Origin of the sequence: Echinicola salinicaeni, assembly GCF_014280965.1 — a bacterium.
Classification (GTDB): Bacteria; Bacteroidota; Bacteroidia; order Cytophagales; family Cyclobacteriaceae; genus Echinicola; species Echinicola salinicaeni.
In genome coordinates this window covers 26,557-51,577 of the sequence record NZ_JACODZ010000005.1, presented here as the reverse complement: position 1 = coordinate 51,577, position 25,021 = coordinate 26,557, and the positions used below count along the sequence as shown (strand labels likewise).

Here is a 25,021-nt window from a genome sequence, read left to right as displayed (position 1 = left end):
AGATAATCTTCTTAACTCATTCATCCATTTCTTCTACTTTACGAATAGCTGTCATTTTGATTTTAATTACCAGCCACCAAGAAAACCATCCGGCAATGATCCCCACCATGGCTCCTACGATAAGGTCAGCAGGGTAATGGACGCCGAGATATAAGCGGGTATAACTTACAATGGCAGCCCATAAAAACATCCATCCGAAACCAGGTACTCTTCGTTTGAAGGTAAGCCAAAGGTAGATGGCTAATGCAAAGGTGTTAGCAGCATGGGAAGAGGCAAAACCGAACATACCCCCACATCTTTTATAATTGAACATGAGCCCCTCCCATCTTGGGTCATGACAAGGGCGTGGCCTTTCAAAAAAGGGCTTCATGAATCCTGAGGTAGTTTGATCACTAATTAAGATGGCCAGAAATATTCCTATGAATATCCATATGCTGCTTTGACCTAGCTTTTTAATAATGATATAGACCAGAAAAGCATAGAAAGGAACCCATATTAATGTTTTGGTCATGGCATACATTATAGGGTCCAGCCAATCAAAGTGAAAGGAATTCAGGAATAAAAAAAACTCCTCATCCCATATTTTTATTGCTTCTATCACTGAATTATAAACTTAACCAGTCAATGTCTTTTTTTAAATACTCCAAAGTGTTGGCCTCAGGGGTGCCTTCTTCAGGGATATTCATATATTCCCATTCTGCTTGAGGAGGCATGCTCATTAAGATGCTTTCTGTACGTCCATTGGTGTCCAGCCCGAATTTGGTCCCCGCATCCCAAACAAGATTAAATTCTACATAGCGCCCTCTTCTCAATGCTTGCCATTTCCTGTGTTCATCATTAAAAGGCAGCTGAGCGTTTTTGGCCATAAAGTAGCGGTAAATTTTAGGGAAGAGATAGCCGATGGATTTCACAAAATCAAAAGTAGATTCAAAATCATTTTCCTCCGTGGCTGTTAAACGATCAAAGAAGATGCCACCGATTCCTCTGGTTTCATCTCTGTGGGGGATATAAAAATAGTTGTCTGCCCACTCCTTGAACTTTGGATAGAAATCATCATTAAATTGATCACAAGTGGATTTTAATTCTTGATGGAAATATTTTGCATCTTCCAAATCCACGTAATGAGGAGTGAGGTCAATCCCGCCTCCAAACCAATAAGTACCATTGCTCATCTCAAAATATCGGATGTTCATATGGATGATGGGGACCATGGGATTGTCGGGGTGAATGACTATGGAGACCCCAGTGGCATAGAAATCAGCTTGCTCTAATTTCAACTTTTTCAGGATTTTCTCTGGGGTGGGGCCATGTACTGCAGAGAAAGCAACACCGCCTTTGGCAATGATATTTCCGTTTTTTATGATGCGGGTTCTTCCGCCACCACCCTTTTCTCGGGTCCAAAGATCTTCTTTAAATTTAGCCTTGCCATCACCCAATTCCAGTTCTTTACAAATATGGTCCTGTATAAGTTTGAAATCTTCTGAAATCTGTTCTTTACTGATTTTATGCATAGTCATGATTTAATCAAACTCTAAAATTAATTGATTAGAAAGGATATCCAATACCAATATTGAATACTGTCTGTCCTTTTTCTCCCAGCGGATTCTTGAAGGAGAGTTGATCCAAAATGAACCTTTCTCCCTTTGGTCTTGCCGGGTCGATGGCCTTAATTCCCATGTCCAATCTCAATACCAAAAAGTCAAAATCCATCCTAAGTCCCAAACCTGTTCCGACAGCAATTTCTCTTACAAATTGTTTGGCTTTAAACTGGGCACCTTCACGGGTTGGGTCTTCCTTCAAGGTCCAGATATTTCCAGCATCTATAAAAAAGGCTCCGTCAAAATAGCCAAATAACTTTCGTCGAAACTCAAACATGGCTTCAAGCAGGATATCACCTGGCTGCTCATACCTGTAATCAAAATATCCTTCTTCATTTTCTATGGGAGTGAAAGAGCCCGGTCCTAATCGCCTAGGTTGCCAAGCCCTGATACTGGTACTTCCCCCAGCAAAGAAATATTTTTCGTATGGCAGGACCCCGTTACTTATTCCGTATGGAATGGCCAGTCCTGCATTGAGGCGATAAGCAAAAGTACTCTTTCGGCTCAGCGGGATAAATCTCCTGAAATCTGATTGGAATTTTAAAAATTGGAAATATTGTAGGCTTCTATTTTCAAAGTTTGCTTTGTTAAGGAAATTGATGGAAGTTCCACCACTTTCTACAAACAGTCGTAGCAGGGAGGAACGGTTTCTCTGAAATAGCCCATACTGGTTGAAGTTAATAATGGCCTGACCTGAAATACTACTGACATAGGAGGACTGGAAAGAGTTGATAAGGTTGTTGCCCAGTTCCTGTAATTCCAATAGTCTTTCTTCAAATGCAGGGTCCAGGTTGGAGCGGATCAAGTTAGCATCAAGTGCATTGATGGTATATTGCTGTCTTTGGTTCCTAGTAGCCCAACTATAGGCTAAAATAGTATTAAAACCTTCTCTGACATATTCAGGTCGATTGACATAATTATAGCCCAAAAGCGTTCTTGTCCTTGGATTATAACGACCAAATTGGTTTAGTGCCTTTCGATTGAAGGGGAAAAGGAATTGAGGAAAAATTACTGATGCTGAAGTGTTAAGTTCCCTACTTCTATATACTCCTCCTGCGGTTGTGGCAGAGGCTACCCCTTCCAATCCTGCTCTGAAATTAAATTCAAAAATTTCCAATCCACGGAAGAGGTTTCTGTTCCTCAGTGAGTGGCTAAAGAATGGGCCTGGAAGCTGTTCTGTAATACTTGCCCCCAATTGGTTGGTGATTTGGTATTTTTCATTGGGCTGGGTATAGATTTTTGTGGTGATATTATTTCCCAGTGTATCAAAGGCAATATTTACAAACCTAAATATATCCAGATTGGCCAATTGACGCTGCGTTTCCAGTACTTCGGAACGATTGTAGAGGTCGCCTTTATTGATAAAGACCCTAGAATCAATGATCTTCTCTGAATAGCGATCTCGATACATGATATAGGTAATGTCATCATATTCCCGAGTCACCTCTTGATCTAAAATGACATCTGTAGGAGTGGAAATATTGAAAATGACCGAATCAATGGTATATACCTTATGGTCTTGAGAGTAGGTAGGCTTTCTGATCAATTGCTCTATTGAAACGGTCTTTTCCAGCGTGTCTTTATAGACATTATATTCTATATATGACTTTGAAAAAGTATAATAGCCATTGTTTTTAAGTAATTCTTCAACCCTTTGTCTTTCTTTGGTCAGGTCTTCTTGGTTGTATTTTTTCTTGGGAATGATGAGCTCTTTTTTCTTTTTTTCTCTGAGCAGTCTATAAATGTTTGCATTATCTGATCTTGTATATAGACTGTCAATGATATAAGGTTCCTTTTCGGAGATGTTATAAGTGATAAAAGCTTTTTTCTTTTTTCTTTTTACATCAGCACTGACCTTTGCATCAAAAAAACCATGGTTTACCAGGTAATTATTCATTTCTCGCTCCGTGGTATAGGTTTTTGAACTGTCATATATGGCTTTTGGATTACCAGTTCTCATAAACCAATTACCATAATCAAGCTTTTTGTTTAGATCCTCTATTTTGTTGTTTAATTTATAGTACCTCCTTTGAAGTTTGTTATTGTCAGGTTGTTCTTCAAGTTGCGTTTCCAATTCATGTTGCTCACTGATGAAATTTTCTTTTTTTTCGGCAAGACGTAGACTGTCGTAATTCATCTTTCCGATATTATAAATGATTACACCTGGGGAAAAGTTAAATATTGGTATGCGGGTATTGGGGGTTTGTTTGATGAGTTCTCTTAACTTTGCCTCATTGCTGGCTTGGATTCCTTTCAGGTCAACATCATATATAAGGTACTCATTTTCCTCTAGTCCCCTAGTCAAGGAACAGGAGGTAAATAAAAGTGCGCATAGTATAAAGTTTATATATTTGGTTTTACTCACAATGTTTCGACCTTAATGATCAGCAAAAATACGCTTAAGTTTATTAAATCCTTACAACAGAAAAAATTCCGTAAGCAAGAGAATGCTTTTTTTGTCGAAGGTGCCAAAAATGTAACGGAATTATTACAATCTGATTTTGAAGTTAACCAACTTCTTTATACTGAAAAATTTTATGAAAAGCATAGTTCTTTGGTGGATGGCTTTTCAGGCCAAAGTTTTTTGGTTGCTCAGAAAAACCTAGAATCTGCAGGGGCCTTTAAAACCAATGATGAAGCTTTGGCAGTGGCAAGGATAAAGGAAAACCATTCGTTTGATGTAAAAGAAGGTGAAATGGCTATCGCTTTGGATGATGTCCGGGATCCTGGGAATTTGGGGACTATTATCAGGATAGCAGATTGGTATGGGATCAATAAACTGGTCTTTTCTGAGCAAACTGCTGATTTTTATAACCCAAAAGTGCTACAAGCCAGTATGGGGTCATTTACTAGAATTCAGTTTTTTTATACCTCACTGAAAACCTATTTGTCCCAACAAAATCAAAAAGTATATGGTGCGTTTTTGGATGGTGAAAATATACATCAGGCCCCTTTAAACGGGGAAGGCATCATTCTTATGGGCAACGAATCAAAAGGGATTTCAGCTGAATTGGAGGCTTTGGTAGACTTTAAACTTACCATCCCCAAGTTTGGAAATGCGGAGTCATTGAATGTGGCCATTGCAACAGCGGTGATTTGTGATAATTTTAAAAGAAATAATTAATATAGATAATTAGATGACCAAATTGAAGAAAGTGATTGTTAAGGCGGGCTTAAATGGCTTTTTTTTAGCCTTAATGGGGACTATTTTATTGGCCAATTTATTTCCGGAGTGGGGAAGTGCAGATAGTGTTATTCCATTTAAAGAGATTACCCATTATGGGGTGTCCTTTATTTTTTTCTTTTATGGAGTGAAAATGGATCCTGTCAAATTGAAAACAGGTCTATCGAATTGGAAACTTCATCTATTGATACAGTCTACTACCTTTCTGGTATTTCCTGTAGTTGTATTGTTGGTCAAAAGTGTTTTTGGAGAGGAAGATAGCAATATCTGGTTGGGCGCATTTTATCTTTCTGCATTGCCTTCTACAGTATCTGCCTCGGTCGTTATGGTCTCCATCGCAGGCGGTAATGTCCCCGCAGCTATATTCAATGCTAGCATTTCCAGTATTGTTGGAATATTTATCACACCGGTATGGATGGAGTTGTTTTTGAAAGGTAGCAATATGAGCTTTGATTTGATCGATACTTTTTGGCAATTGAGCTTGCAAGTATTGTTTCCTGTAGTGGCCGGGTTTTTACTTCACAGACTCTTGGGTAAATTCGTCAATAGGTATGGTGCATTGTTGAAATACATTGATCAATCCATCATCTTGATGATTGTATTTTCAGCTTTTTCAGCAGCAGTGGGACAGGGGATGTTTGAAGGTGAAAGCTGGGCTTTCTTGCTTGGCCTGGGGTCATTGATGCTCCTACTTTTTCTTGTCATGGCATTGGCAATGTTTGGGATAGGTAAGGCATTGGGGTTTGATAGGGCAGACCAGATTACAGTATTATTTTGTGGATCCAAGAAATCCTTGATTCAAGGCGCTGCTATGGGAAAGGTCCTTTTTCCAGATCCAGTGACTTTTGGTGTTATTTTACTTCCGGTAATGCTTTATCATGCTTTGCAGCTGGTGATGGGAAGCATAATTGCCCAGCAGCTGGCAGACAGGAAAGAAGTGCCCGCTACCACCTAGTTTCATCATAAAAAGGAGGTGTCGGATGCGGCTTCCTCCATCATTTTCTCAGAAGATTCCTTACCCAGGTATTTGTCAATGATGTCATGGGCAAGGTAAAGTAATGGCGTGAGGACAATAGCTACAGTGAATTTATAGATATAATTGATAATGCCTACAGCAATCAATTGTTCTATGGACCAGTTACCAAACACATAGAAAGCAATCCCCAAGACGACAAAAGAATCAATTAATTGGGAAACCAATGTGGAGCCAGTGGCCCTGAGCCATATCATTTTTGCACCAGTAACCTTTCTTAGTTTTTGAAAAACAAAAACATCGATCAGCTGTCCCAATAGGAAGGCTGTCAAACTTCCTATGATAATACCTAAACCTTGTCTGAAAATCGTGTTAAAGGCATAATCGATATCAAAGGGAGTACCATCTGGGCTGGTGTTGTTTACTTCCAGCCAAAACTGAGCAGGTGGAAGGTTGGTTATTATTGCAATGGCTATAAAAATATAGGCAACAAAGCCAGCAGTGAGAAAACTGATTTTTCTTACACCTTTCTTTCCAAAGTATTCATTGATAATATCTGTAGTGATAAAAACTACAGGCCATAACAATGCCCCGGCTGTCAGGTTGAAGTCCAGGACATATTCCCCAAAAAAACTAATATTGGCAGGCTTGAGTCCCAAGGTAGCTTCGCCGGAAAAAATTTTTACTCCGATTATTTCTGCCAAAATAGCATTGGTAAGAAAGATGCCACTTAGGATGATGAAAAGGTTGGTTTTTTTGTTGTGGAAAGAATTATCCGCTTGCATTTCCATATTTGATTAAACAGTATAAGTTTCACCTTCAATACTTAGCTCACAGCAGGGAAATATATCTTTTGCCTCGCTCAATAAAGGCTCCAAGTCTTGATATCTTGTTGAATAATGTCCCAAGAGCAATTTTTTTACATTAGCCTCTTTTGCAATACTTGCAGCTTGTTTAGCTGTACTGTGAAAGGTGAGAGATGCTCTATAGGCTTCATTCTCCATAAATGTAGCTTCATGATAAAGTAAGTCAGCACCCTGTATATAAGGTACTAAACTTGGGTCATAGATGGTGTCAGAACAAAAAGCATATCGGCGCAAAGGAGGGGCAGGATAGGCAAATTCTTCTACCTTATAAATGATTTTGCCATTCACATCTTTAAAATCCTTTCCACTTTTTAGGGTATTAATGGCCTCAATCCCTATTGGATGAGCCAATAGCTGTTCCTTGATAAGGTTTCGCAGGCCTCTTTTCTCAATGATATAAAAGCCAGTGCAGGGCAATCGGTGTTTGAGAGGGAAGCTAAATACCTGGTACTTTTTTGCATCCACTAATAGTTCTTTGTTTTTTGGATTGGTAGGAACGAACTTGAGCGGATAGTTTAAATGGGTATTACCGTACCTTAGTTGTGTGGTGATAATTTCATCCAGTCCTTGTGGACCATAGATGGTCAGTGGGGCTGTCCGTTTGTTTAAATGAAAAGTGGAGATCACTCCCATCAGTCCGAGGTAATGATCTCCATGTAAATGTGATATAAAGATGTGCTTAATCTTTGAAGATTTAACTTTATATCTTTGAAGTTGTATTTGACTGGCCTCCCCACAATCTATCATAAGCAGGTCATTGCCCACATTGATTATTTGAGAGGTTTGATGCCTGTCATGTGCAGGGACCGCAGAATTGGCGCCTAAAATGGTTACTGTGAATTCCAAATTTAGTTGCCCTCTTCTTCTTCACTCCCTTTGATTTCATGCATAAATATAGCATCTGCGGCTTCTTCTTGAGAATCCACGATAGTTAACACTTTATCCAGCATGGAGATTTTGATAAGTTTGTTTACATGCTCCTGAGGTGCAGAGATGATGAAGATGCCCCCATCTTCGGTGTAAGTTCTGTGACCGACAAGGAGCGCACTTAATCCGCTGGAATCAGCATACTTCACCTGACTCATATCCAATACCAAATTGCGGTATCCCTCTGCATGAACGGTTAATAGTTCTGACTTTAATGCAGGGGAAAGGGGAGAGTCAAGCTTTTCTTCCAATAGGGTGAAAACTACAAACTGCTCTTTTTTATCTACTGAGTATTTCATGGGAATTTACTTACAAATTTTGCCATTCATGATTAATGGCCTAATTACTTTTGATATTTCTTCTATTATATGTTTTCTGCAATGGAAGATTTTATACGTTCCATCATATTGTTATTGTCTGCCTTGACAAAGGTTTCTCCAGTAATTTGCTCGTAAAGCTCAATATAACGTTCCGAAATATCATTTACAATATTATTTGGCATATTGGGGACAGTTTGCCCTTCCTTGCCTTGGAAACCATTGGAAATCAACCATTGTCTAACAAATTCTTTTGAAAGTTGTTTTTGAGCTTGATTTGCTTCTTGATTGGCCTCATAGCCTTCTGCATAGAAGTACCTAGAGGAATCAGGAGTATGTACTTCATCAATCAATAAAATTTCTCCATGGTACTTACCAAATTCATATTTGGTGTCCACAAGAATCAATCCCATTGCTGCGGCCATTTCTGTTCCCCTAAGGAAAAGTGCCCGGGTGTATTTTTCTAGAATGCTATAATCTTCAGCACTTACAATCCCCTTGGCCAAGATATCTTCTCTACTGATGTCTTCATCATGACCTTCGTCAGCCTTGGTCGTTGGAGTGATGATGGGTTCAGGAAGTTTGTCATTTTCTTTTAGCCCTTCAGGCAAGCTTACACCACAAATGCTGCGTTTACCATCCCTATATTCTCTCCATGCATGGCCTGCAAGATATCCTCTAATAACCATTTCTACCTTGAAAGGTTCACATTTCTTTCCAATAGTTACATTCGGATCTGGTGTGGATGTAACCCAATTGGGAACAATGTCTGAAGTAGCTTTTAAGAACTTTGCTGCTATCTGGTTGAGTACTTGTCCTTTAAAAGGGATAGGTAGCGGAAGGACAACATCAAAAGCTGAGATCCTGTCTGATGCCACTACGGCAATCTTGTCCTCAAACATATAAACATCCCTAACTTTTCCCTTATAGAATCCAGTTTGTTCAGGGAATTCAAAATGGGTTTCTTTTATTGCTGTGTTCATGACAATGCTATTTTTATTTTTCCAATAGGTAAAAACCAGATAGGAGGATTAATTCGATCAATAAAATTTTGAATAACAAAAATAGGGGTTAGCATTTTTTTTACCTTTCTTTCTCCCTAAAATTATTTAATTAATTTACCTTCTTTGTTGAAAATTTCTGTTTTTAAGATGTCTCCATCTTGGTCAAAGTATTTCCATTCCTGGTATTTTTTATTGTACCAATAGGTTCCTTCTTCCTTGAGCTGACCATTTTCTTCAAAATATTTATATGGCCCCAATTTCCAATCCAAATCATAAGTGGTAATGGTTTTTAATTTTCCATTGGGATAATATATTTTTTCCTCTCCATGTTTCAGTCCTGCCTTGAAATTCCCTTCTAATAATATTTGTCCATTTTTATCGAAACGTTGATAAGTTCCATCCCATTGCCCTTGTTTGTATGGGATGATTTCTATTCGATTTCCTTTTTCATCATAAACATTCACGATTCCCTCTGGGAGCTTATTGGTGAATTTGATGATTTTGTGGATTTCACCATTCTCATGGAAAAATTCGTGTCTGATTTTTCCTCCGTCTTTATTGTAGGAGATGATTTCTGCTTTATTTCCAGAGGGGAAATTAATGATTTGTTGACCTGTGGGGATTCCGTTTTTGTACTCCGCCACTTCCCTAAGTTGGCCTGTATTGTAAAATGACTGGAATTTGCCTTCTGGTTTTCCTTTTTTGTATTGCCCTTTTTGGGCTACCGTTCCGTTTTCAAAATAGCTGATGAATTCACCGTTTTGTTGACCATCCTTGTATATGGCTTTTTCTTCTAACTCCCCACTGGGGAAGTAGGCGATTAATTCTCCATCTAATTGTCCTTTATCATAGTATTCAATAGAAGAAAGCTGGCCATTTTCATAGAATGTCTTGAAAATTCCATTCAGTACCCCATATTCATAGTTGGCAATGTTCATCACCTCTCCCGAAGGAAAATATTGAATGCTCTGTCCATGGGGTTTATTGGCAAAAAAGCTTGTCTTTTGTTTTATGGGACCATCAGGATAATAGGTGCTCATTTCTCCTTCCAGAACATCAGCATTAAAGTGGGCGATTTGAATTAAATTTCCATCCAGGTCATAAGAATAAGACTCGCCTTCTCTTTTATCCTCTCGAAAGTTGATGACTTTAATAGTGTCTTTTCTTTCTGGGGAATAGTATACAAAGAGGCCTTCCCTTTTTCCATCTTTCCAATGCCCTGCTGTTTGCAAGGCGCCATTTTCGTAATATAATTTATAGGGGCCGGAGATTTGGCCATCTTTCATTTTGTATTCCTCCTTGATTTGGCTTTTTTCCAGATCATAATAGGTGGTTACCTTTTCTTGACCAAAGAGCATGGTGCCATTAATTATGAGGAGGGTTAAGACAGGAAAAAGTTTGATTTTCATAGGAGAAATAGAAAGGTGAAATTTTATCTAAGGTTTTGAATAACCATGGCAGATGCACCTCCGCCACCATTGCAAATACCCGCTACACCAATTTTACCCTTTTTATGATTTAATACTGAGCTTAAGGTAGCCAGTATCCTTGCACCAGAAGCCCCTAAAGGATGCCCCAAAGAGACAGCTCCTCCAAAAACATTCAATTGATCTGGAGACAGATTCAGTTGTTCCTGATTGGCCAAAGCTACTGCTGAAAAGGCTTCATTGATTTCATAAAAGTCAATATCAGCACTTTTTAAACCTGCATTTTCTATGGCTTTTGGTATGGCTAGGGCAGGGGCAGTAGTAAACCATATTGGATCTCTGGCAGCATCCGCAAAGCCTAATATTTTGGCAATGGGTATTAATCCCAACTCCTCGGCTTTCTCTTTACTTACCAATACTAAAGCAGCTGCTCCATCATTCATGGTTGATGCATTAGCTGCAGTTACAGTACCTTCTTTGTTAAAAACTGGTCTTAGGTTCGGGATTTTTTCAAATATGACATTTTTGAACTCCTCATCTTCATCGATGAATATACTTTGGCCTTTTCGGTCTTTTATCTCAACTGGGATAACTTCATCTTTAAAATAGCCGTTTTTCCAAGCTTCGGCAGAGCGCTGATAGGATTGGATGGCATATTGGTCCTGTGCTTCACGAGAGATATTCATGTGTTTTGCAGTATTTTCAGCACAATTTCCCATTGGAAAATCATAATACACTTCATGCAAGCCATCCTTGGCCAAACCATCTATCAATTCAGCGTTACCGAATTTATAGCCGAAACGCGCTTTGGGAATATAGTAGGGGACATTGGACATGCTTTCCATTCCTCCAGCTACCATAATATCGTTTTGTCCACACATGATGGATTGGGCAGCAAACATGACAGATTTCATACCAGAAGAACAGACCTTGTTCACTGTGGTGCAGGGAACATTATAATTGATGCCTGCACCCAATGATGCTTGGCGTGCAGGAGCTTGTCCTAAGTTGGCGGAAAGGACATTTCCCATGAGCACCTCTTGAACAGCTTCTGGTTGAATTTGAGCGGCCTTTAAGGCTCCTTTTATCGCCTGAGCACCTAATTCAATAGCACTCAGTCCTGATAATTTTCCTCCAAAACTCCCCAAGGGAGTTCTGACAGCAGAGATGATATAAACTTCTTTCATTTGGGTTTAAGGTTATAGGGTCATAGAAATTTATCAATTACCAGTCAGGAAGATTTTTGTCAGGTCGCTTCGTTGCCTTTTTCCTGGTTTGCTGAATATATTGCATTTCCGCATTATTCATAGCATCCAGGATTTGCTCTGCCTGCTCTGGTGAAATATTCATTTGTTGTAATTTCTGCTTGAGCTCCTCCATGGCCTTTTCACGCTCTGTCAAATCACTTTCTTGTGTTGATTTTTCCTCAGAGGTATCTTGGCGATCTGATTTTTCTCCACGTTTTTCATCCATCTTCTCAGATTCCTCAGCACCATCTTCTTGGGTTTGTTCTTCACCCTGTCCATCCTGGGATTCTTTTTCTTGCTGTTGCTGGTCCTGTTGGTCTTGGTTTTGATCGCCCTCTTGTTGCTGGTCTTGGTTTTGCTGATTTTGCTGCTGCTCTTTATTTTGCTCCTTTTGATCTTGGTTTTCTTTTTCCTGATCATCTTGGAGTTTATCCTTTAGCGCGTTGAGCTTGGGGTCATTAGGAAACTTTTGCAAGCCTTCTTGTAATGTTTCTCCCAGTTTGGCATAATCAGTATTTACATATTGCTTGGCTGCTTGGTTAAAATAGGCCATGGCAGTTTGGGCCTGTGCTGTTTTGACAACTAGGCTGAAAACCAATAGGCCAATAGAAAAACAAATTATTTTAATTTTCATTGATTTCATTGATGTCTCCTAAGTTCTTAATAAACTCCTGATAGTGTGAAACAGTTTCATCGATTTCCAAAGCCTTGTTCATTACATCCAAAGCTTCTCCAAATTTGAACTGATCTACGAGTTCATCGGCTTGGGCTTTCATACGCTTGGCATAATTGGATGGTTCTTGTTGATCTTGGTTCTCATCCTGCTCCTGATCTTTTTGCTGGTCTTCATTCTTTTCCAGCCATCTGGCCAATAGCTCATAGTTATAACGAGCAATATCATTGTTTGGGTCTTTTATCAAGGCCGTTTTAAAGGCTTGCAGGGCTTCTTGATATTTTTCATTTCTGCCATGTAACACACCATTTTGATTGGCTGCAGAGGATGCGATGGATTTGTTTTGGGCGGCACTTAATTCGAGAAATTTCCTTTGCGCTTCTTCTTGCTGCTCATTGAACTGATAACTTAAGGCCAAATCAAAATTGGCTTCTTCAGCGGTAATGCCAAATTCATTCAGTAAGCTCAGGTGCTGTCGCACAGATTCCTCGTATTCTGCTTTATTATATTTTTCAGCAGCACTATCTATGGCATTATTCCTCTCTGAAATTTGGCTCCAGGATGAAGGGATCAATAGAAGTGTGGTCAGAATAATCTTATTCATAGTTTAAGGGAATCTCTATTTACATACTGATTGTCCTAAGCGGTAAGACCATGTCCAATAAGGCCAAGCCCAAAGCCGCTAATAAGAAATAGAAATATTTATTAGCAGAGGCTTCCACGGTCCTTGATCCGGTTACGGTGCCTTCTACTTTTTCGATTGCAGTAATCAACTGCGGGATTTCCTGTGTATTATTACTGATTTCAAAATATTGGCCATTGGTTTCACTGGCAATCCTTTTCAAAGTATTGCTTGAAAGCTTACTGATCGCCGGGCCACTGGAATTTTTATCCATGATTACTCCGTTTCCTTTAGGGATTGTGCTTCCTTTTTCTGTACCCACACCAAGGCTGAATACTCGAATGCCTTCTTCTTTCATGTCGTCAATAATGGTGTTAAGGTTGTCTCCAAAGTTTTCTCCATCACTTATTAATACAATGGATTTTGACTTTGGATCTTGGTTTTCATCTGTTTTGAACTTTTGAATGGCAAGGGCTAATGGAGCAGCAATATCTGTCCCATAATTGGGGACAAGGTTAGTATGCAAGCCATCTAAATGGAGTTGCAGAACATTTTGGTCAAAGGTCAAAGGACACTGTACAAAGGCCTCTGAACTGAATATTACTAATCCAATGCGGTCGGTGCTGAAATTCTTAATGAGGTTTTTTAACTCAAATTTCACCCTTTGAAGTCTTGAAGGACCAATATCCTGGGCATTCATTGACTGCGAAAGGTCTATAGCAATAAATATATCCTTGCCTTCTTGTTTGATTTCCTTAGTGGCATTTCCCACAGAAGGACCCGCCAAGGCCACCAAAAACAAAAGAAAATAAAGTACTCTCAGGCCCATTTTCAGAAAAAGCCGGTGAGTTTTAACCTTTAACTTTTTATTGATAATATAAAAACGATACAAATATACCGCGTAAAGCAGTGCGAAAATCACTGCAAGTATGGTTAACAAAGAAACATTAGGATATGCCCAAATCATGCCTTGAAATTAGGAATTTTAAATCAAAACGAAACAATGGTCATAAAATTATTATGGTCCATAGGCTATGTCAGGTACGTATGTTTGGCTAAATAGTTAATAGTAAACTAACTAGTATAGTTATCACAAAAAAAATACTATCTTAATTCGAAATTTTGTGGTCAGACAGGATGACTAAAGAAAAGTATTTGATTACCCATGTACCCAAATAGATTAGCCGAAAGTATCCATATGAAGCAATTTTTATTTTGCCCAATAATTTTTTGGCTGATGTGTTTGAGTCCTTTGATCGGTAAAGCCCAAGAGGTTGAAAAAATTACTGGATATATAAAGGCTGAAAAGACGGGAGAGGTACTACCTGGCGCATCAATTTTTTGGTTGGGTGAAGAAACCAAAGGTGTAGTGAGCGATGAGCAGGGTTTTTTTGAAATAGATGTATTTGAACTTCCCAAGACCTTAGTGGTCAGTTTTGTTGGCTTTGAAATCAAGTATTTAGCCGTAAACAGTTCCAGCCAGAAACAAGCATTAGAGCTGGAGTTAAGTGAATTATTGCAGAGTTTGAATGAGGTGGTGATAGAGGGGGATACCGATGTTTCCCTTGTTGAAAGTGTCGATATGGGTAAAAACACCCTTTCCATAAATACCTTAAAAAACATTCCTTCGCTCTTTGGAGAAGTTGATGTGCTTAGAAGCTTACAGTTATTGCCGGGTATACAGACAGCAGGAGAAGGTACGACAGGATTATTTGTTCGGGGAGGCTCATCCGATCAAAACCTTATCCAACTAGATGGGGCCCCGGTATATAACCCGTCCCATTTTTTTGGATTTTTCTCAGTTTTTAATCCTGATGCTCTAGAAAGCGTAGATCTGTATCGGGGAAATATCCCAGCAAGACAAGGAGGGAGATTGTCATCCGTTGTAGATGTAAAGATGAAAACAGGTAGGACTGATAGGATCCATGGAGAAGGAGGTATTGGAACTATCAGTTCAAAATTAAGCCTAGATGGGCCACTGTTTTCAGATAAATCATCTTTTATTATTTCAGCCAGAAGAACCTATGCAGATTTGTTTTTGAGGGCCTTTGGAAGCGATGATATAAAAAACAACCTATTATATTTTTATGATTTAGGAGGTAAACTTGATTTTCGAATTGGGGATAGGGATAAAATTTCATTTACTACTTTTTTAGGAAATGATTATCTGGAAGTGGATGGATTGTTTGGTTTTGGATGGAAAAATTGGGTCAATAGCTTTAATTGGAATAGAATTATCAATAAAAACTTGTTTTTAGAAGTCAATGGATATTATTCCCAATACGGATATAATTTGGTTATCGAAGATGAAGAAGATGGCTTTAGCTGGGAAAACCTGCTTTCTGAGGGAGGTTTGAAGGGGATCGTCAACTGGTCAGTTAATGATAAGGTCAATCTAGAAGTGGGCTTACAAAACAGGTACTATCATTTTTTTCCTTTAGACATGAAGGTGGAGCCAGGAAGTAGTTTGGAGCCTGTGGTGACCAATCCTGTCAATGCTTTTCAATATGATGCTTTTGTTTCCGGTGATTTTGATATTGATGAAAGGTTAAAAGTGGAAGCGGGATTAAGGGTCAGTGCCTATAATCAAATAGGGAGAGGAGCAGAATATATTTATAAAGATGGTCCAAGTGGTGAGGAGGCAGATATATTGGATACGCTATTTTTTAAGCGATTTAGAAAAATGCAGTTTTATCACGGGCTGGAGCCTAGGTTAGCATTTAGATTTAAGATCAATGAAAAACTTTCCTTCAAAGCAGCCTATAACAGGAATTATCAATATTTACAGATAACTGCTAATAATTCCGCCGGTTTGCCTATCGATAGATGGGTTTTATCCAATAGGTATATTGAGCCACAAAGCCTTGACCAATATTCAGCAGGGCTTTTCAAGTCATTTGGGGAGCAAGATTGGGATTTGTCTTTAGAAGGATACTATAAGGATTATGATAATATTGTGGATGTAAGACAAGGAGCTGATTTATTGTTTACTGACAATATTGAGGCAGAGTTGCTAAAAGGTCAAGCTTGGTCTTATGGAGCGGAATTTATGCTGAAGAAGAATGCTGGTAGTTTTACTGGTTGGTTAAGTTATACTTATTCAAGGACTTTCAGAAAAGTGCCAGGGATCAGTTTGGGTGAGGCTTATAATCCCCGATATGATAGGCCTCACGATATCAGCTTGGTGATGCAAAGAACATTTAATTCAAGGTTACTGGCCAATATCACATTTATCTATTCTACAGGTCAGGCAGTTAGTTTTCCTGTGGGGTCTTATGCCATGGATAATCAGGAAATCCCACTTTATGGTCCAAAAAGAAATCAAGATCGATTTCCTGATTATCATCGGATGGATGCGTCCATTGTATGGAAGAACAAAGAGAGGGGGAAAAACTGGAAAGGAAGCTGGAGCTTTAGCATCTATAATCTCTATGGACGAAAAAACCCTTATTTATATCAATTTACTGATATCATCAATAATGATGTAAAATATCAATCTTCTTCCAGTGATGAAATATTTTCAAGGAGACCTGGAGTGGTCATGACTTATTTGTTTACAATAATGCCATCTATATCCTATAATTTTGAATTTTAAACTTATGAAATTCTCGAAGTACGGAATTCTTATTTTGATTCTTTTTCTTATCTCATGTTTGGAGGAAGTAAGGCCAGTATTGCAGACTTTCCCTCCCCAGACTGTTATTGAGGGGATTTGGACAGACAATAGAAGTTTAAATGAAGTGTTAATAAGCAGAAGCCGTGATTATTATGACTCTACTGGATTTAAAGCGATTGATTTTGCAGAGGTATATATTATTCATGAGGATAGACAGATAAGGTATGATTTTCAATATGTGAGCAGTGTTAAGAAATACCTTCCACAAACCAATATTGTAGGAAGTCAAGGGCAAGATTATTCCCTGCATGTGAAAATCGGGGGGCAACATTATATGTCTAGTGGTACCTTATTGGAGGCGCCGGAGATAGATAGTTTAAGCTATTCCTATAAAGAAGGTAATTTGATAAGGGATGAGGGCTACTATATCAAGCTCCACGGGAAAATACCTTTTGAGGAAGATAATTATTATAGAGTGAAAGTAGTAAGGAACGATACCTTATTGAATAGAAGAGGAGATTATTTACTTTTTGATGATACTTTTGGAATAGGAGCCCTTGAAGAAGGTTTAGATATAGATAATATAGTTTTTAAAAAGGGAGATGTGGCCAGGATTTCTCTTTATCGATTGAACAAGGAAGCTTATGATTACCTAGAAAGTCTCCAAGGATTTCTTTTTAATGATGGCGGACTTTTCAGTCCCTTGCCAGAAAATCCTCCAACTAATATTCAATTGCTTGAGGGAGAGAAAGCTGCTTTGGGATATTTTATGGTAGGGCCTGTGGTAACTGAATCTATAACCATAGAATAAGGGCAAGAATTAAGTTGGTATGCGCTAATTTTTAAGTGTCTCTTTGTGATTTTTTTGTATTTTTAGCTTTTGAAGCCCTAAAGGTTGGTTTCAAAAAGGATCAGTTAATCACCCATGAAATCTGCATAAATCTGTATGTCAAACCTTTAAGGTTGCTATAGTTTGTCGGAAAGTCTGGGGCAAATTTTATATCCACAGTTGAAGGAGCCACAAAAGAAATTTATAGAGATTAGGAAAGTAATTAAGGACAAGAATCCTGCGCTTTTGAAATGGGTTCCCGGATTTGTCATTAGTTATATTCGTAGAATAGCCCATGAAGATGAAATCAATCAAATCATGGGTAAGTTGGGACATCTTAGGGGGCTAGATTTTGTAAATGGTTTGATTGAGGAGTTTGGGGTTAAAATTGAACTTAAGGGTGCTGAGAATATTCCTTTAAATGAAAGTGTGATATTTGCGTCAAACCATCCTTTAGGAGGTTTGGATGGCATAGCTTTCATGTATGCATTGGGTAAGTACCGTGAGGACTTGAGGTTTTTAGTTAATGATATATTGACCAATATCAAAAACTTTGAACCTTTGTTTGTGCCAGTAAACAAACATGGGGCTCATGGAAGGTCCGCAGCGAGATTGATAGAGGAGACTTATGCAGGAGAGGAAGCCGTTTTGGTTTTTCCGGCAGGTTTGGTTTCCAGAAAGCAATCTGGGGTAATAAAAGATTTGGAATGGAAAAAGAGTTTTATTGCAAAAGCTAAGAAATATAAAAAGGATGTAGTCCCAGTTTATATAGAGGGAAAGAATTCATCTTTTTTTTATAATCTGGCCTTGATAAGGAAAAAGTTGGGAGTTAAAGCAAATATTGAGATGCTTTATTTGGCAGATGAAATGTTTGGCCAAAAGAACAAAAAAGTAACTATACATGTAGGAAAACCCATTTCTTACGAGTATTTTGATGATTCGAAAAGTGAAAAGTACTGGGCAGAGGACGTGAAAAATACCGTTTACTCCATAGCCACAGAAAGTTAAGTTTTTATGCAAGAGATAATAGCGCCTGTTGATAAGGAGATTTTGAAGAGGGAGTTGACGCCCGAGAGATTTTTACGCCATACGAATAATGGCGATAATCAGGTATATCTAATAAATCACCACAATTCCCCTAATGTGATGAAGGAAATTGGACGTCTTAGGGAACTGACCTTTAGAGGTGCTGGAGGGGGAACGGGGTTGCCTGTGGATATTGATGAAAATGATACCTGTGAAAATTGCTATGAGCAATTGATCGCTTGGAATCCTGAAGAGGAAGAAATCATTGCAGGCTATAGATTGATAAACTGCAAAAATGCTGGAGAAAATGAGCATGGTGAAGTGAATCTTTCCACCGCCCATTTATTTAAATTCACCGATAAATTTAAGAGCGACTATTTGCCAAAAACCATTGAGTTGGGCAGGTCTTTTGTCCAGCCTAAATACCAACCGAGAAAGGATAACCGAAAAGGCGTATTTTCTTTGGATAATCTTTGGGATGGATTAGGAGCTGTAGTGGTTTTGAACCCAGATGTTGAATATCTTTTCGGAAAGGTGACCATGTATCCACATTTCAATGCGGAGGCAAGGGATTTATTACTTTACTTTATGAATCACTATTTTCCCGATAATGAGCATTTAGTAGAACCGATCAGTCCATTGCCCTATAAAACTGATATAAGTGGTTTTAAGGCGCTTTTTGAGGAAAAAGATTATAAGGAAGGCTATAAAGTACTAAATACGAAGGTAAGGGCTTTGGGAGAGAATATTCCACCGCTCATCAATACCTATATGAACCTTTCTCCAAGCATGAAGACTTTTGGGACAGCCATGAACAATGAATTTGGAGCAGTAGAAGAGACAGGTATTATGATTACCCTTAAGGATATTTATGAAACCAAGAAACAACGCCATATAGAAACCTATGAGAGAGATAAGTACATAGATAAAAAGGTCGAAGATAAGTAGGTTTTTGTAAAGAAATATCAATATAAAAAAGCTGTTGGGATTGGATTCAACAGCTTTTTTATTGTGTAATCTGTATATCCGCAAAGACACCAGTAGCTTTTTGTAAATAAGATATTCTTTCAGTAAGAACACAAAAGCCCAAAGAAACGGTATTTTATTCCGTGCAAACCTGTCTTCCGTCAGGTAGATCTGTGGAATCTCCCGATAAATCTGGACAGGCTGTGAGGAACAAGTTTACTGGTGTAATAACGGATAATCATGTTGTGTAAAATTATAGGGGACTCTTAAAATAATAGTTTTAATGAAAAGTGATTTTCCGCTATGATGCCAGTAACCATAAATCCTTTGCTCAAGTGGTCGGAAGACTGAAGCAGCCGATACTTTAATCAAAAGAGTTGTTTCGATTCGCTTTTAATCTTTACGGTAAAATGGCGGATATACATATGATGAAATGGTAGTTTTTGATCATAAAAGTTTGACATTTATATTTTTTTTATCTGTAGAAAATTAATTTTTATAAATAAATAAATGTATTTTAGATTTATTAATATGTGTTTTATGGTTAGGTAGGCAGTTGTTAGCTTGCTTTTATCAGGTAGCTATAGCAATATTTTCAGTTTTTTCATTTTGTGTCATGTCCAATAAGTTTATTCAATACACTATACTATGTGTTTTTATAGGAGTTTTTTCCTGCTCTAAAGATTTAGATGTGCCTGATCAATTGAGAGGGGCAGTGTCCTTTAGTTTTTCTCTTCAGAATAATAGCAGTAATTCCAGAAAGCTAAATGATGATTTTGATTTAGTAGTCAGTGCTTGGATTACAATAAAACGCGAGGATGGGACCTCAACAGATTATTCCAAAAAGTTGATAGAAGTTTATGAATCTGAAGGTATTTTCTTTACTGAAACTATAAGCTTACCTGTGGGGAAATACCTACTCACAGAGTTGCTTTTACTCGATTCGGATGGAACGACCCTTTTTGCTATACCAGAAAAGGGGAAATTGCAGGAGTTTATTGATGCTCAGTTGCCTATTGATTTTGAAGTAATGGAACTCAATAAGGTGAAAGAAATTGTTTTGGATGTCCTTTCGACTTTAGGGTATTCTCCTGAGGACTTTGGCTTTGATCCAGAGAAAGTGAAGTTTAGGCCTCTATTATATTTCTGGGTAGCAATGAGAGATAAGTATGATCCTGAGAAATTTTTAGCAGGTGATTTGGTGATCAATACATCTTATACGATTGAAGTTGATTCAGCTGCGAAAGTTATTTTGAAGGAAGAATATGAAGAAGGTTCGGTCATTGGTGCGGAGGCTATTGTAGATGGTTATTCAAAGGTGAGAGCGCTTATTTCTATTGATAGTTTGTTGAAGCATCAGGAGGAACCATTGTTGATCAAAATGCAAAAAGTACAAGAAGTTGAAAATTCGTATATAGGGAATGTAGTGCTAACCAGTCAGGAAGAAGTGGATGAATTTGGCAAATATCAATATGAAACCATCTGGGGAAATTTAATAATTGAGGAAGATGAGGAGAGTAGCAGTCCCATTATCAATCTATCTCAACTGAAGGGATTAGGAAAGGTTGAAGGAGATTTTATTGTACAAAATAACCCATTTCTAGGATCCTTTAATGGGATGAATATTAATGAGGTCACGGGAGCATTTTTAATTGAAAATAATCCTGAAATGATAGATCTTTCAGGTCTGCATGATTTCAGAATTATTGGAGGAGCGCTTTCTATACTTAATAATTCAAGTTTGATAGATTACTGTGCAATCAGTAAATTGGTTTTTGAAGATCCAGCGGTAGTGATAGTGACACAGGGTAATGGGTATAATCCTACCAAGGAGGAAATTCGAAACTATGGAACTTGTACCGCTGATTAATTGGCCAATTTTCTAATCATTCCGCCAAAAATTGCGCCGTGAAATGGCAGAACGGAATACCAATAAATCCGACCCCAAAGTCCTTTTGGTCGAAAAGTAGCTGTTTGGGTTAGCTTATGATTATCGATTTTAAATTCTAGCCAAGCATCTCCTGGTACTTTCATTTCCGCGTAAAGCAATAATCTTTTTTCTTCTTTCTTTGCATAGAGTACCCGCCAGAAATCGACTGCATCACCATTATTAATGGTTTGAACATGGGTACGTCCTCTTCTGAGTCCAACTCCTCCTGATAGTTTGTCAAGAAAACCCCTCAATTTCCAAAGCCAATTGGCATAATACCAACCTGTTTCTCCACCTATTTGCCATATTTTTTCCAAGCATGCGTCTTCGTTTTTTACTGGTACCGTTCTCCTGTCTTTCATACAGCCAAATTCAGGTACATTGATGAATTCCGAGATATTGTGATCAAACCTGCCACTGATAAGCGAATCTTTCCAGCTGGAAACAACTTCATTGGAATCTATTTTTGTAAAAGCCTTGCTTAATGCTGTTTGATAATCCATCAGTTCTATGCCAAGGTCTTTGGCCAGAGCGTTGGGCTCACAAACTACTTCTATTTTCATACTGTCTACCAATGAAACGGCTAATTTGTAGGTAGTGCTGGTGACAAAAAACAGCCAGTAGGAGGATAATCTTGGTGTCATGACAGGTACAATCCAAATCTTTCTTTTCAGTCCTCTGTTGGCTGCATAGCCCAATAACATCTGCTTGTAAGTTAAGATGTCAGGTCCGCCAATATCGAAATGCCTGTCATAGGTGATAGGGTTGAATATGGAAAGACTCAAAAAACTGATCACATTCCTTATGGCAATGGGTTGGCATTTTGTTGATAGCCATTTTGGAGCAACCATAAGAGGGAGTTTTTCTACTAAATCCCTAATGATCTCAAAGGAAGCGCTACCTGAACCAATGATAATTCCTGCTCTCAAAGCAGTGAAGTGATATTTGCCTTTTGATAATTCATCTTCAACTGCTTTTCGAGATAATAAATGTTTTGAAAGCACTTGGTTATTGATGATTCCACCTAGATAGATTACATGTTTAATATGGGTGGTGTCCATATAGGCCCTGAAATTTTTAGATGACTTTAGTTCCAGGGCACTGAAATCTTCTGAAGTAGACATGGAATGGATCAAATAGAAGGCACCATCTATATCCTTGGGAATAGAATTAAGGGAGGTTTCATCTAAAAAATCAGCCTCTATTACTTCAACCTGATTTACAAATGATTTAGGTAATGAAAATCTGTTTTTGTCCCTTACACAACAAACTACCTCGTGGTCATTGTAGACCAAGGTAGGGAGAATTCTCTTTCCAATATAGCCAGTAGCACCTGTAAGAAGGATTTTCATGGAATGCATCTTTATAATGTAAGACCAAAAAAATGGAGAATTGTTTAAAATGAAATTAGAGTTGAAAAAGACCCTGAATTATTTCAGGGTCCAGAAGTTTTGGCTACCTGCAGTGTATCAGTTAAATGAAATATGCATCCCGAGTAATTGATAAAATTCCTTCAGGATAGCCGGATGGCCTGGCCAAGCTGGTGATGTGGTCAGGTTACCATCAGTAATGGCTTGGTCTGCAGGTATGTTTTTCCAAGTTCCTCCCGCCAATTCAATATCAGGCCCAACTGCCACATAGGCTGTTAAGGTTCTGTTTTCAAGTACCCTTGCAGCAGTTAATATTTGTATGCCATGACAAATAGCTGCCACAGGTTTGTTAGTTTCGAAAAAGTGCCTGGTAATCTCCAGGACTTTTTCATTCAATCTAGTGTATTCTGGAGCCCTACCACCAGCAATATAAAGACCATCATATTCAGCTGGGTTGACCTGATCAAAGTCTTTGGTAATGCCGAAACGGTGGCCAGGAGTTTCTTTATAAGTTTGGTCTCCCACAAAATCATGAATGGCAGTGGGAACTGTTTCTCCTTTTTTTCTTTCTGGTCCAACAGTATCCACTAGTAAACCTACCGAAAGCATGGCCTGAAAAGGGACCATGGCCTCATAATCTTCCACATAATCACCGACAAGCATTAAAATTTTTTTAGCCATAATCTTTAGTTTTATTGGGTTAAAAAGATAGAATTAGAATGTAATTATTTTTACCTATAATATAAAATGAGTCCTGTTAACTATCTTTTAATTTATTATTGAGGTATCAATGTGATTGAATATTATCCTTTTGTTTAATAAAAAAATTTATGTTTGTGGTTTTATTGATTTAAAATTATATAAAAGTTGTCGTTAGTTTTTTTAAATTTGTTTCAAGCCACTGACTACCAAATTTATTTAAGCAAGGAAATGTTTAGGCTTTTGCTAAATTTAATTTTCAGAAATCATTAAATGAATAAACCATTGAAATACCTAATCACGACACTTTTGTGCTTAAATGCGATTTTTGCTTTAGCCCAAAAAAAAGAAAAACCCAATGTATTGTTTATTATAGCAGATGATTTGACAGCCAAAGCTGTGTCTGCTTATGGAAACCCATTAAACATTACTCCCAATATCGATAAACTGGCAGCTGAAGGAACTCAGTATGATATGGCCTATTGTCAGTTTCCAATCTGTGGACCTTCCCGTGCTTCTTTTATGTCAGGATACTATCCTCATGCAACGGAAACTTTTGGATACACTAGTGGGAGAGAAAATATCGGTCCTGATAAAATTACTTGGTCCCAACTGTTTAAAAACAATGGATACTATACGGCCCGAGTAAGTAAAATTTATCATATGGGAGTTCCCATTGATATAGAAACAGGTTCTAATGGTGCCGACGATGAAGCGTCTTGGACAGAGAGGTTCAATAGTCAAGGTCCAGAATGGAAGGCAGAAGGAGAAGCGGAATTGGTGCAAGGAAATCCTTTTGGCAAGCTTCCAAGAAAAGGAGGGAATGTGATGACGATAGTAAAGGCCGATGGAGATGATCTGGCGCATTCTGATGGCAGGACTGCAGAAAAGGCAATAGAATTAATCAAGAATAAAGGTGATGAACCATTTTTCCTAGCTGTAGGCTTGGTAAGGCCCCATGTGCCTTTTGTTGCTCCAAAGCAGTATTTTGAGCCCTATCCTTATCAGGAAATGGTTTTGCCACCAAAAGTGTTTGGTGATTGGGACGATATTCCTGCAAATGGTATCAATTATGTGACCAGTGTAAATGCTCGGATGTCAGAGGATCAAGAGAAAAAAGCCATAGCTGCTTATTATGCCTCGGTATCTTATATGGATGCGCAAGTAGGTAAGGTCTTAAATGCTCTTGAAGAAGAAGGTTTAGCTGATAATACCATTGTGATTTTTACCTCTGACCATGGCTTCCATTTAGGTGAACATCAATTCTGGATGAAGGTGAGCCTCCATGAAGAATCAGCTAAGGTCCCTCTGATCATCAAGGTACCAGGTAAGCAACCTGCAGTCAGTAAATCCTTTGCAGAATTGATAGACTTATATCCTACGGTGGCAGAATTGGCCGGTTTGGAATTGCCCAATGCTATTCAAGGAAAAAGTTTAGTGAAAACATTGGATAATCCTGATTATGAGGTAAGGGATATGGCTTTTTCAGTTTCTAAATGGAGAGGTAAGCATTTATTCCTTTTGAGGAATGAAAAATGGGCATTTATACAATATGAAGAAGATGGAGCAGGAGGGATGGAGTTGTTTGATATGGTAAACGATCCACAACAATTTAATAATCTAGCCCATAATCCTCAATATGAAGAAGTGGTTGAAATGTTTAAATCGAGACTGAAGGAGAAACTGGCTGAGGTTAGGGATAATGATTTAGGAAAAAGCTATACAGCAAGTAAATAAAACCAAGATA

General features: G+C 38.2%; 22 protein-coding genes. 8 read left to right on the top strand and 14 right to left on the bottom strand.

Annotated elements, in window-relative coordinates; all coding sequences use genetic code 11:
• Positions 1-16 precede the first annotated feature (16 nt).
• The 3 genes from H7U17_RS10215 to tamL are packed head-to-tail and all read right to left on the bottom strand — an operon-like array spanning position 17 to position 3,963.
• Positions 17-601: a phosphatase PAP2 family protein gene (locus H7U17_RS10215; RefSeq protein ID WP_186756623.1), complete on the bottom strand. Its 585-nt coding sequence runs from the start codon at positions 599-601 to the stop codon at positions 17-19.
• Positions 602-605: 4 nt separating this feature from the next.
• Positions 606-1,511 carry an oxygen-dependent coproporphyrinogen oxidase gene (gene hemF / locus H7U17_RS10210; RefSeq protein ID WP_186756984.1) on the bottom strand — a complete coding sequence of 302 codons (906 nt, stop codon included), beginning with the start codon at positions 1,509-1,511 and terminating at the stop codon, positions 606-608.
• 34 nt (positions 1,512-1,545) lie between these two features.
• Positions 1,546-3,963, bottom strand: coding sequence for a translocation and assembly module lipoprotein TamL (gene tamL, locus H7U17_RS10205; protein ID WP_186756622.1), 2,418 nt, complete (start codon positions 3,961-3,963; stop codon positions 1,546-1,548).
• 15 nt (positions 3,964-3,978) lie between these two features.
• Between tamL and H7U17_RS10200 the strand changes: the two genes are divergently transcribed.
• A complete protein-coding gene (locus H7U17_RS10200) occupies positions 3,979-4,722 on the top strand; it encodes a TrmH family RNA methyltransferase (protein WP_186756621.1) in 744 nt (247 codons plus the stop codon).
• Positions 4,723-4,735: 13 nt separating this feature from the next.
• A complete protein-coding gene (locus H7U17_RS10195; protein WP_186756620.1) occupies positions 4,736-5,737 on the top strand; it encodes a bile acid:sodium symporter family protein in 1,002 nt (333 codons plus the stop codon).
• A 5-nt stretch (positions 5,738-5,742) separates the two neighbouring features.
• On the opposite strand, the gene H7U17_RS10190 is transcribed toward H7U17_RS10195, so the two are convergent.
• The 9 genes from H7U17_RS10190 to H7U17_RS10150 form a co-directional block, all read right to left on the bottom strand.
• Positions 5,743-6,546 carry a queuosine precursor transporter gene (locus H7U17_RS10190; protein ID WP_186756619.1) on the bottom strand — a complete coding sequence of 268 codons (804 nt, stop codon included), beginning with the start codon at positions 6,544-6,546 and terminating at the stop codon, positions 5,743-5,745.
• 6 nt (positions 6,547-6,552) lie between these two features.
• Positions 6,553-7,467 carry a ribonuclease Z gene (locus H7U17_RS10185; RefSeq protein ID WP_186756618.1) on the bottom strand — a complete coding sequence of 305 codons (915 nt, stop codon included), beginning with the start codon at positions 7,465-7,467 and terminating at the stop codon, positions 6,553-6,555.
• Positions 7,468-7,469: 2 nt separating this feature from the next.
• Positions 7,470-7,847 carry an STAS domain-containing protein gene (locus H7U17_RS10180; RefSeq protein ID WP_186756617.1) on the bottom strand — a complete coding sequence of 126 codons (378 nt, stop codon included), beginning with the start codon at positions 7,845-7,847 and terminating at the stop codon, positions 7,470-7,472.
• Between the two features lie 65 nt (positions 7,848-7,912).
• A complete protein-coding gene (locus tag H7U17_RS10175) occupies positions 7,913-8,848 on the bottom strand; it encodes a phosphoribosylaminoimidazolesuccinocarboxamide synthase (protein WP_186756616.1) in 936 nt (311 codons plus the stop codon).
• A 122-nt stretch (positions 8,849-8,970) separates the two neighbouring features.
• Positions 8,971-10,278 carry a toxin-antitoxin system YwqK family antitoxin gene (locus H7U17_RS10170; RefSeq protein WP_186756615.1) on the bottom strand — a complete coding sequence of 436 codons (1,308 nt, stop codon included), beginning with the start codon at positions 10,276-10,278 and terminating at the stop codon, positions 8,971-8,973.
• 23 nt (positions 10,279-10,301) lie between these two features.
• The gene (locus H7U17_RS10165; RefSeq protein ID WP_186756614.1) at positions 10,302-11,483 is read right to left on the bottom strand and encodes an acetyl-CoA C-acyltransferase; all 1,182 of its coding nucleotides are present in this window, start codon (positions 11,481-11,483) and stop codon (positions 10,302-10,304) included.
• A 37-nt stretch (positions 11,484-11,520) separates the two neighbouring features.
• Positions 11,521-12,177: a hypothetical protein gene (locus tag H7U17_RS10160; RefSeq protein ID WP_230981361.1), complete on the bottom strand. Its 657-nt coding sequence runs from the start codon at positions 12,175-12,177 to the stop codon at positions 11,521-11,523.
• Positions 12,167-12,820, bottom strand: coding sequence for a tetratricopeptide repeat protein (locus H7U17_RS10155; protein WP_186756612.1), 654 nt, complete (start codon positions 12,818-12,820; stop codon positions 12,167-12,169). Before H7U17_RS10155 ends, H7U17_RS10160 begins: the two co-directional genes overlap by 11 nt.
• Before the next feature lie 19 nt (positions 12,821-12,839).
• Positions 12,840-13,805 carry a VWA domain-containing protein gene (locus H7U17_RS10150; protein ID WP_186756611.1) on the bottom strand — a complete coding sequence of 322 codons (966 nt, stop codon included), beginning with the start codon at positions 13,803-13,805 and terminating at the stop codon, positions 12,840-12,842.
• A 231-nt stretch (positions 13,806-14,036) separates the two neighbouring features.
• Between H7U17_RS10150 and H7U17_RS10145 the strand changes: the two genes are divergently transcribed.
• The 5 genes from H7U17_RS10145 (at position 14,037) to H7U17_RS10125 (ending at position 21,145) form a co-directional block, all read left to right on the top strand.
• Positions 14,037-16,433 (top strand): TonB-dependent receptor, encoded by a 2,397-nt coding sequence (locus H7U17_RS10145; protein ID WP_230981359.1) that lies wholly within the window; start codon positions 14,037-14,039, stop codon positions 16,431-16,433.
• A gap of 4 nt (positions 16,434-16,437) precedes the next feature.
• Entirely contained in the window at positions 16,438-17,265 is an 828-nt protein-coding gene (locus H7U17_RS10140) for a DUF4249 family protein (RefSeq protein WP_186756610.1), read from the top strand.
• Between the two features lie 162 nt (positions 17,266-17,427).
• Positions 17,428-18,291: a 1-acyl-sn-glycerol-3-phosphate acyltransferase gene (locus H7U17_RS10135; RefSeq protein WP_230981357.1), complete on the top strand. Its 864-nt coding sequence runs from the start codon at positions 17,428-17,430 to the stop codon at positions 18,289-18,291.
• A 6-nt stretch (positions 18,292-18,297) separates the two neighbouring features.
• The gene (locus H7U17_RS10130) at positions 18,298-19,257 is read left to right on the top strand and encodes a GNAT family N-acetyltransferase (protein WP_186756609.1); all 960 of its coding nucleotides are present in this window, start codon (positions 18,298-18,300) and stop codon (positions 19,255-19,257) included.
• A 634-nt stretch (positions 19,258-19,891) separates the two neighbouring features.
• Positions 19,892-21,145 (top strand): hypothetical protein, encoded by a 1,254-nt coding sequence (locus H7U17_RS10125; protein ID WP_186756608.1) that lies wholly within the window; start codon positions 19,892-19,894, stop codon positions 21,143-21,145.
• On the opposite strand, the gene H7U17_RS10120 is transcribed toward H7U17_RS10125, so the two are convergent.
• Both H7U17_RS10120 and H7U17_RS10115 read right to left on the bottom strand, forming a co-directional pair.
• Complete coding sequence (locus H7U17_RS10120; protein WP_186756607.1) at positions 21,142-22,557, bottom strand: SDR family oxidoreductase; 1,416 nt, start codon at positions 22,555-22,557, stop codon at positions 21,142-21,144. The genes H7U17_RS10125 and H7U17_RS10120 overlap by 4 nt on opposite strands.
• A gap of 117 nt (positions 22,558-22,674) precedes the next feature.
• Positions 22,675-23,256: a DJ-1/PfpI family protein gene (locus H7U17_RS10115; protein ID WP_186756606.1), complete on the bottom strand. Its 582-nt coding sequence runs from the start codon at positions 23,254-23,256 to the stop codon at positions 22,675-22,677.
• Between the two features lie 291 nt (positions 23,257-23,547).
• Here H7U17_RS10115 and H7U17_RS10110 point away from each other — a divergent pair, with 291 nt between their 5' ends.
• On the top strand, positions 23,548-25,011 hold the full coding sequence (locus H7U17_RS10110) for a sulfatase (protein WP_186756605.1): 1,464 nt from the start codon (positions 23,548-23,550) through the stop codon (positions 25,009-25,011).
• Positions 25,012-25,021: the final 10 nt, after the last annotated feature.

Bases quoted from the DNA above. Each gene is read 5' to 3' on its own strand.
- H7U17_RS10150 (WP_186756611.1), bottom strand. From the start codon at position 13,805: ATGATTTGGGCATATCCTAATGTTTCTTTGTTAACCATACTTGCAGTG.
- H7U17_RS10140 (WP_186756610.1), top strand. From the start codon at position 16,438: ATGAAATTCTCGAAGTACGGAATTCTTATTTTGATTCTTTTTCTTATC.
- H7U17_RS10195 (WP_186756620.1), top strand. From the start codon at position 4,736: ATGACCAAATTGAAGAAAGTGATTGTTAAGGCGGGCTTAAATGGCTTT.
- H7U17_RS10165 (WP_186756614.1), bottom strand. From the start codon at position 11,483: ATGAAAGAAGTTTATATCATCTCTGCTGTCAGAACTCCCTTGGGGAGT.
- H7U17_RS10160 (WP_230981361.1), bottom strand. From the start codon at position 12,177: ATGAAAATTAAAATAATTTGTTTTTCTATTGGCCTATTGGTTTTCAGC.
- H7U17_RS10145 (WP_230981359.1), top strand. From the start codon at position 14,037: ATGAAGCAATTTTTATTTTGCCCAATAATTTTTTGGCTGATGTGTTTG.
- H7U17_RS10155 (WP_186756612.1), bottom strand. From the start codon at position 12,820: ATGAATAAGATTATTCTGACCACACTTCTATTGATCCCTTCATCCTGG.
- H7U17_RS10180 (WP_186756617.1), bottom strand. From the start codon at position 7,847: ATGAAATACTCAGTAGATAAAAAAGAGCAGTTTGTAGTTTTCACCCTA.
- H7U17_RS10125 (WP_186756608.1), top strand. From the start codon at position 19,892: ATGTCCAATAAGTTTATTCAATACACTATACTATGTGTTTTTATAGGA.
- H7U17_RS10175 (WP_186756616.1), bottom strand. From the start codon at position 8,848: ATGAACACAGCAATAAAAGAAACCCATTTTGAATTCCCTGAACAAACT.
- hemF (WP_186756984.1), bottom strand. From the start codon at position 1,511: ATGCATAAAATCAGTAAAGAACAGATTTCAGAAGATTTCAAACTTATA.
- H7U17_RS10170 (WP_186756615.1), bottom strand. From the start codon at position 10,278: ATGAAAATCAAACTTTTTCCTGTCTTAACCCTCCTCATAATTAATGGC.
- H7U17_RS10190 (WP_186756619.1), bottom strand. From the start codon at position 6,546: ATGGAAATGCAAGCGGATAATTCTTTCCACAACAAAAAAACCAACCTT.
- H7U17_RS10115 (WP_186756606.1), bottom strand. From the start codon at position 23,256: ATGGCTAAAAAAATTTTAATGCTTGTCGGTGATTATGTGGAAGATTAT.
- H7U17_RS10110 (WP_186756605.1), top strand. From the start codon at position 23,548: ATGAATAAACCATTGAAATACCTAATCACGACACTTTTGTGCTTAAAT.
- H7U17_RS10130 (WP_186756609.1), top strand. From the start codon at position 18,298: ATGCAAGAGATAATAGCGCCTGTTGATAAGGAGATTTTGAAGAGGGAG.
- H7U17_RS10200 (WP_186756621.1), top strand. From the start codon at position 3,979: ATGATCAGCAAAAATACGCTTAAGTTTATTAAATCCTTACAACAGAAA.
- H7U17_RS10120 (WP_186756607.1), bottom strand. From the start codon at position 22,557: ATGAAAATCCTTCTTACAGGTGCTACTGGCTATATTGGAAAGAGAATT.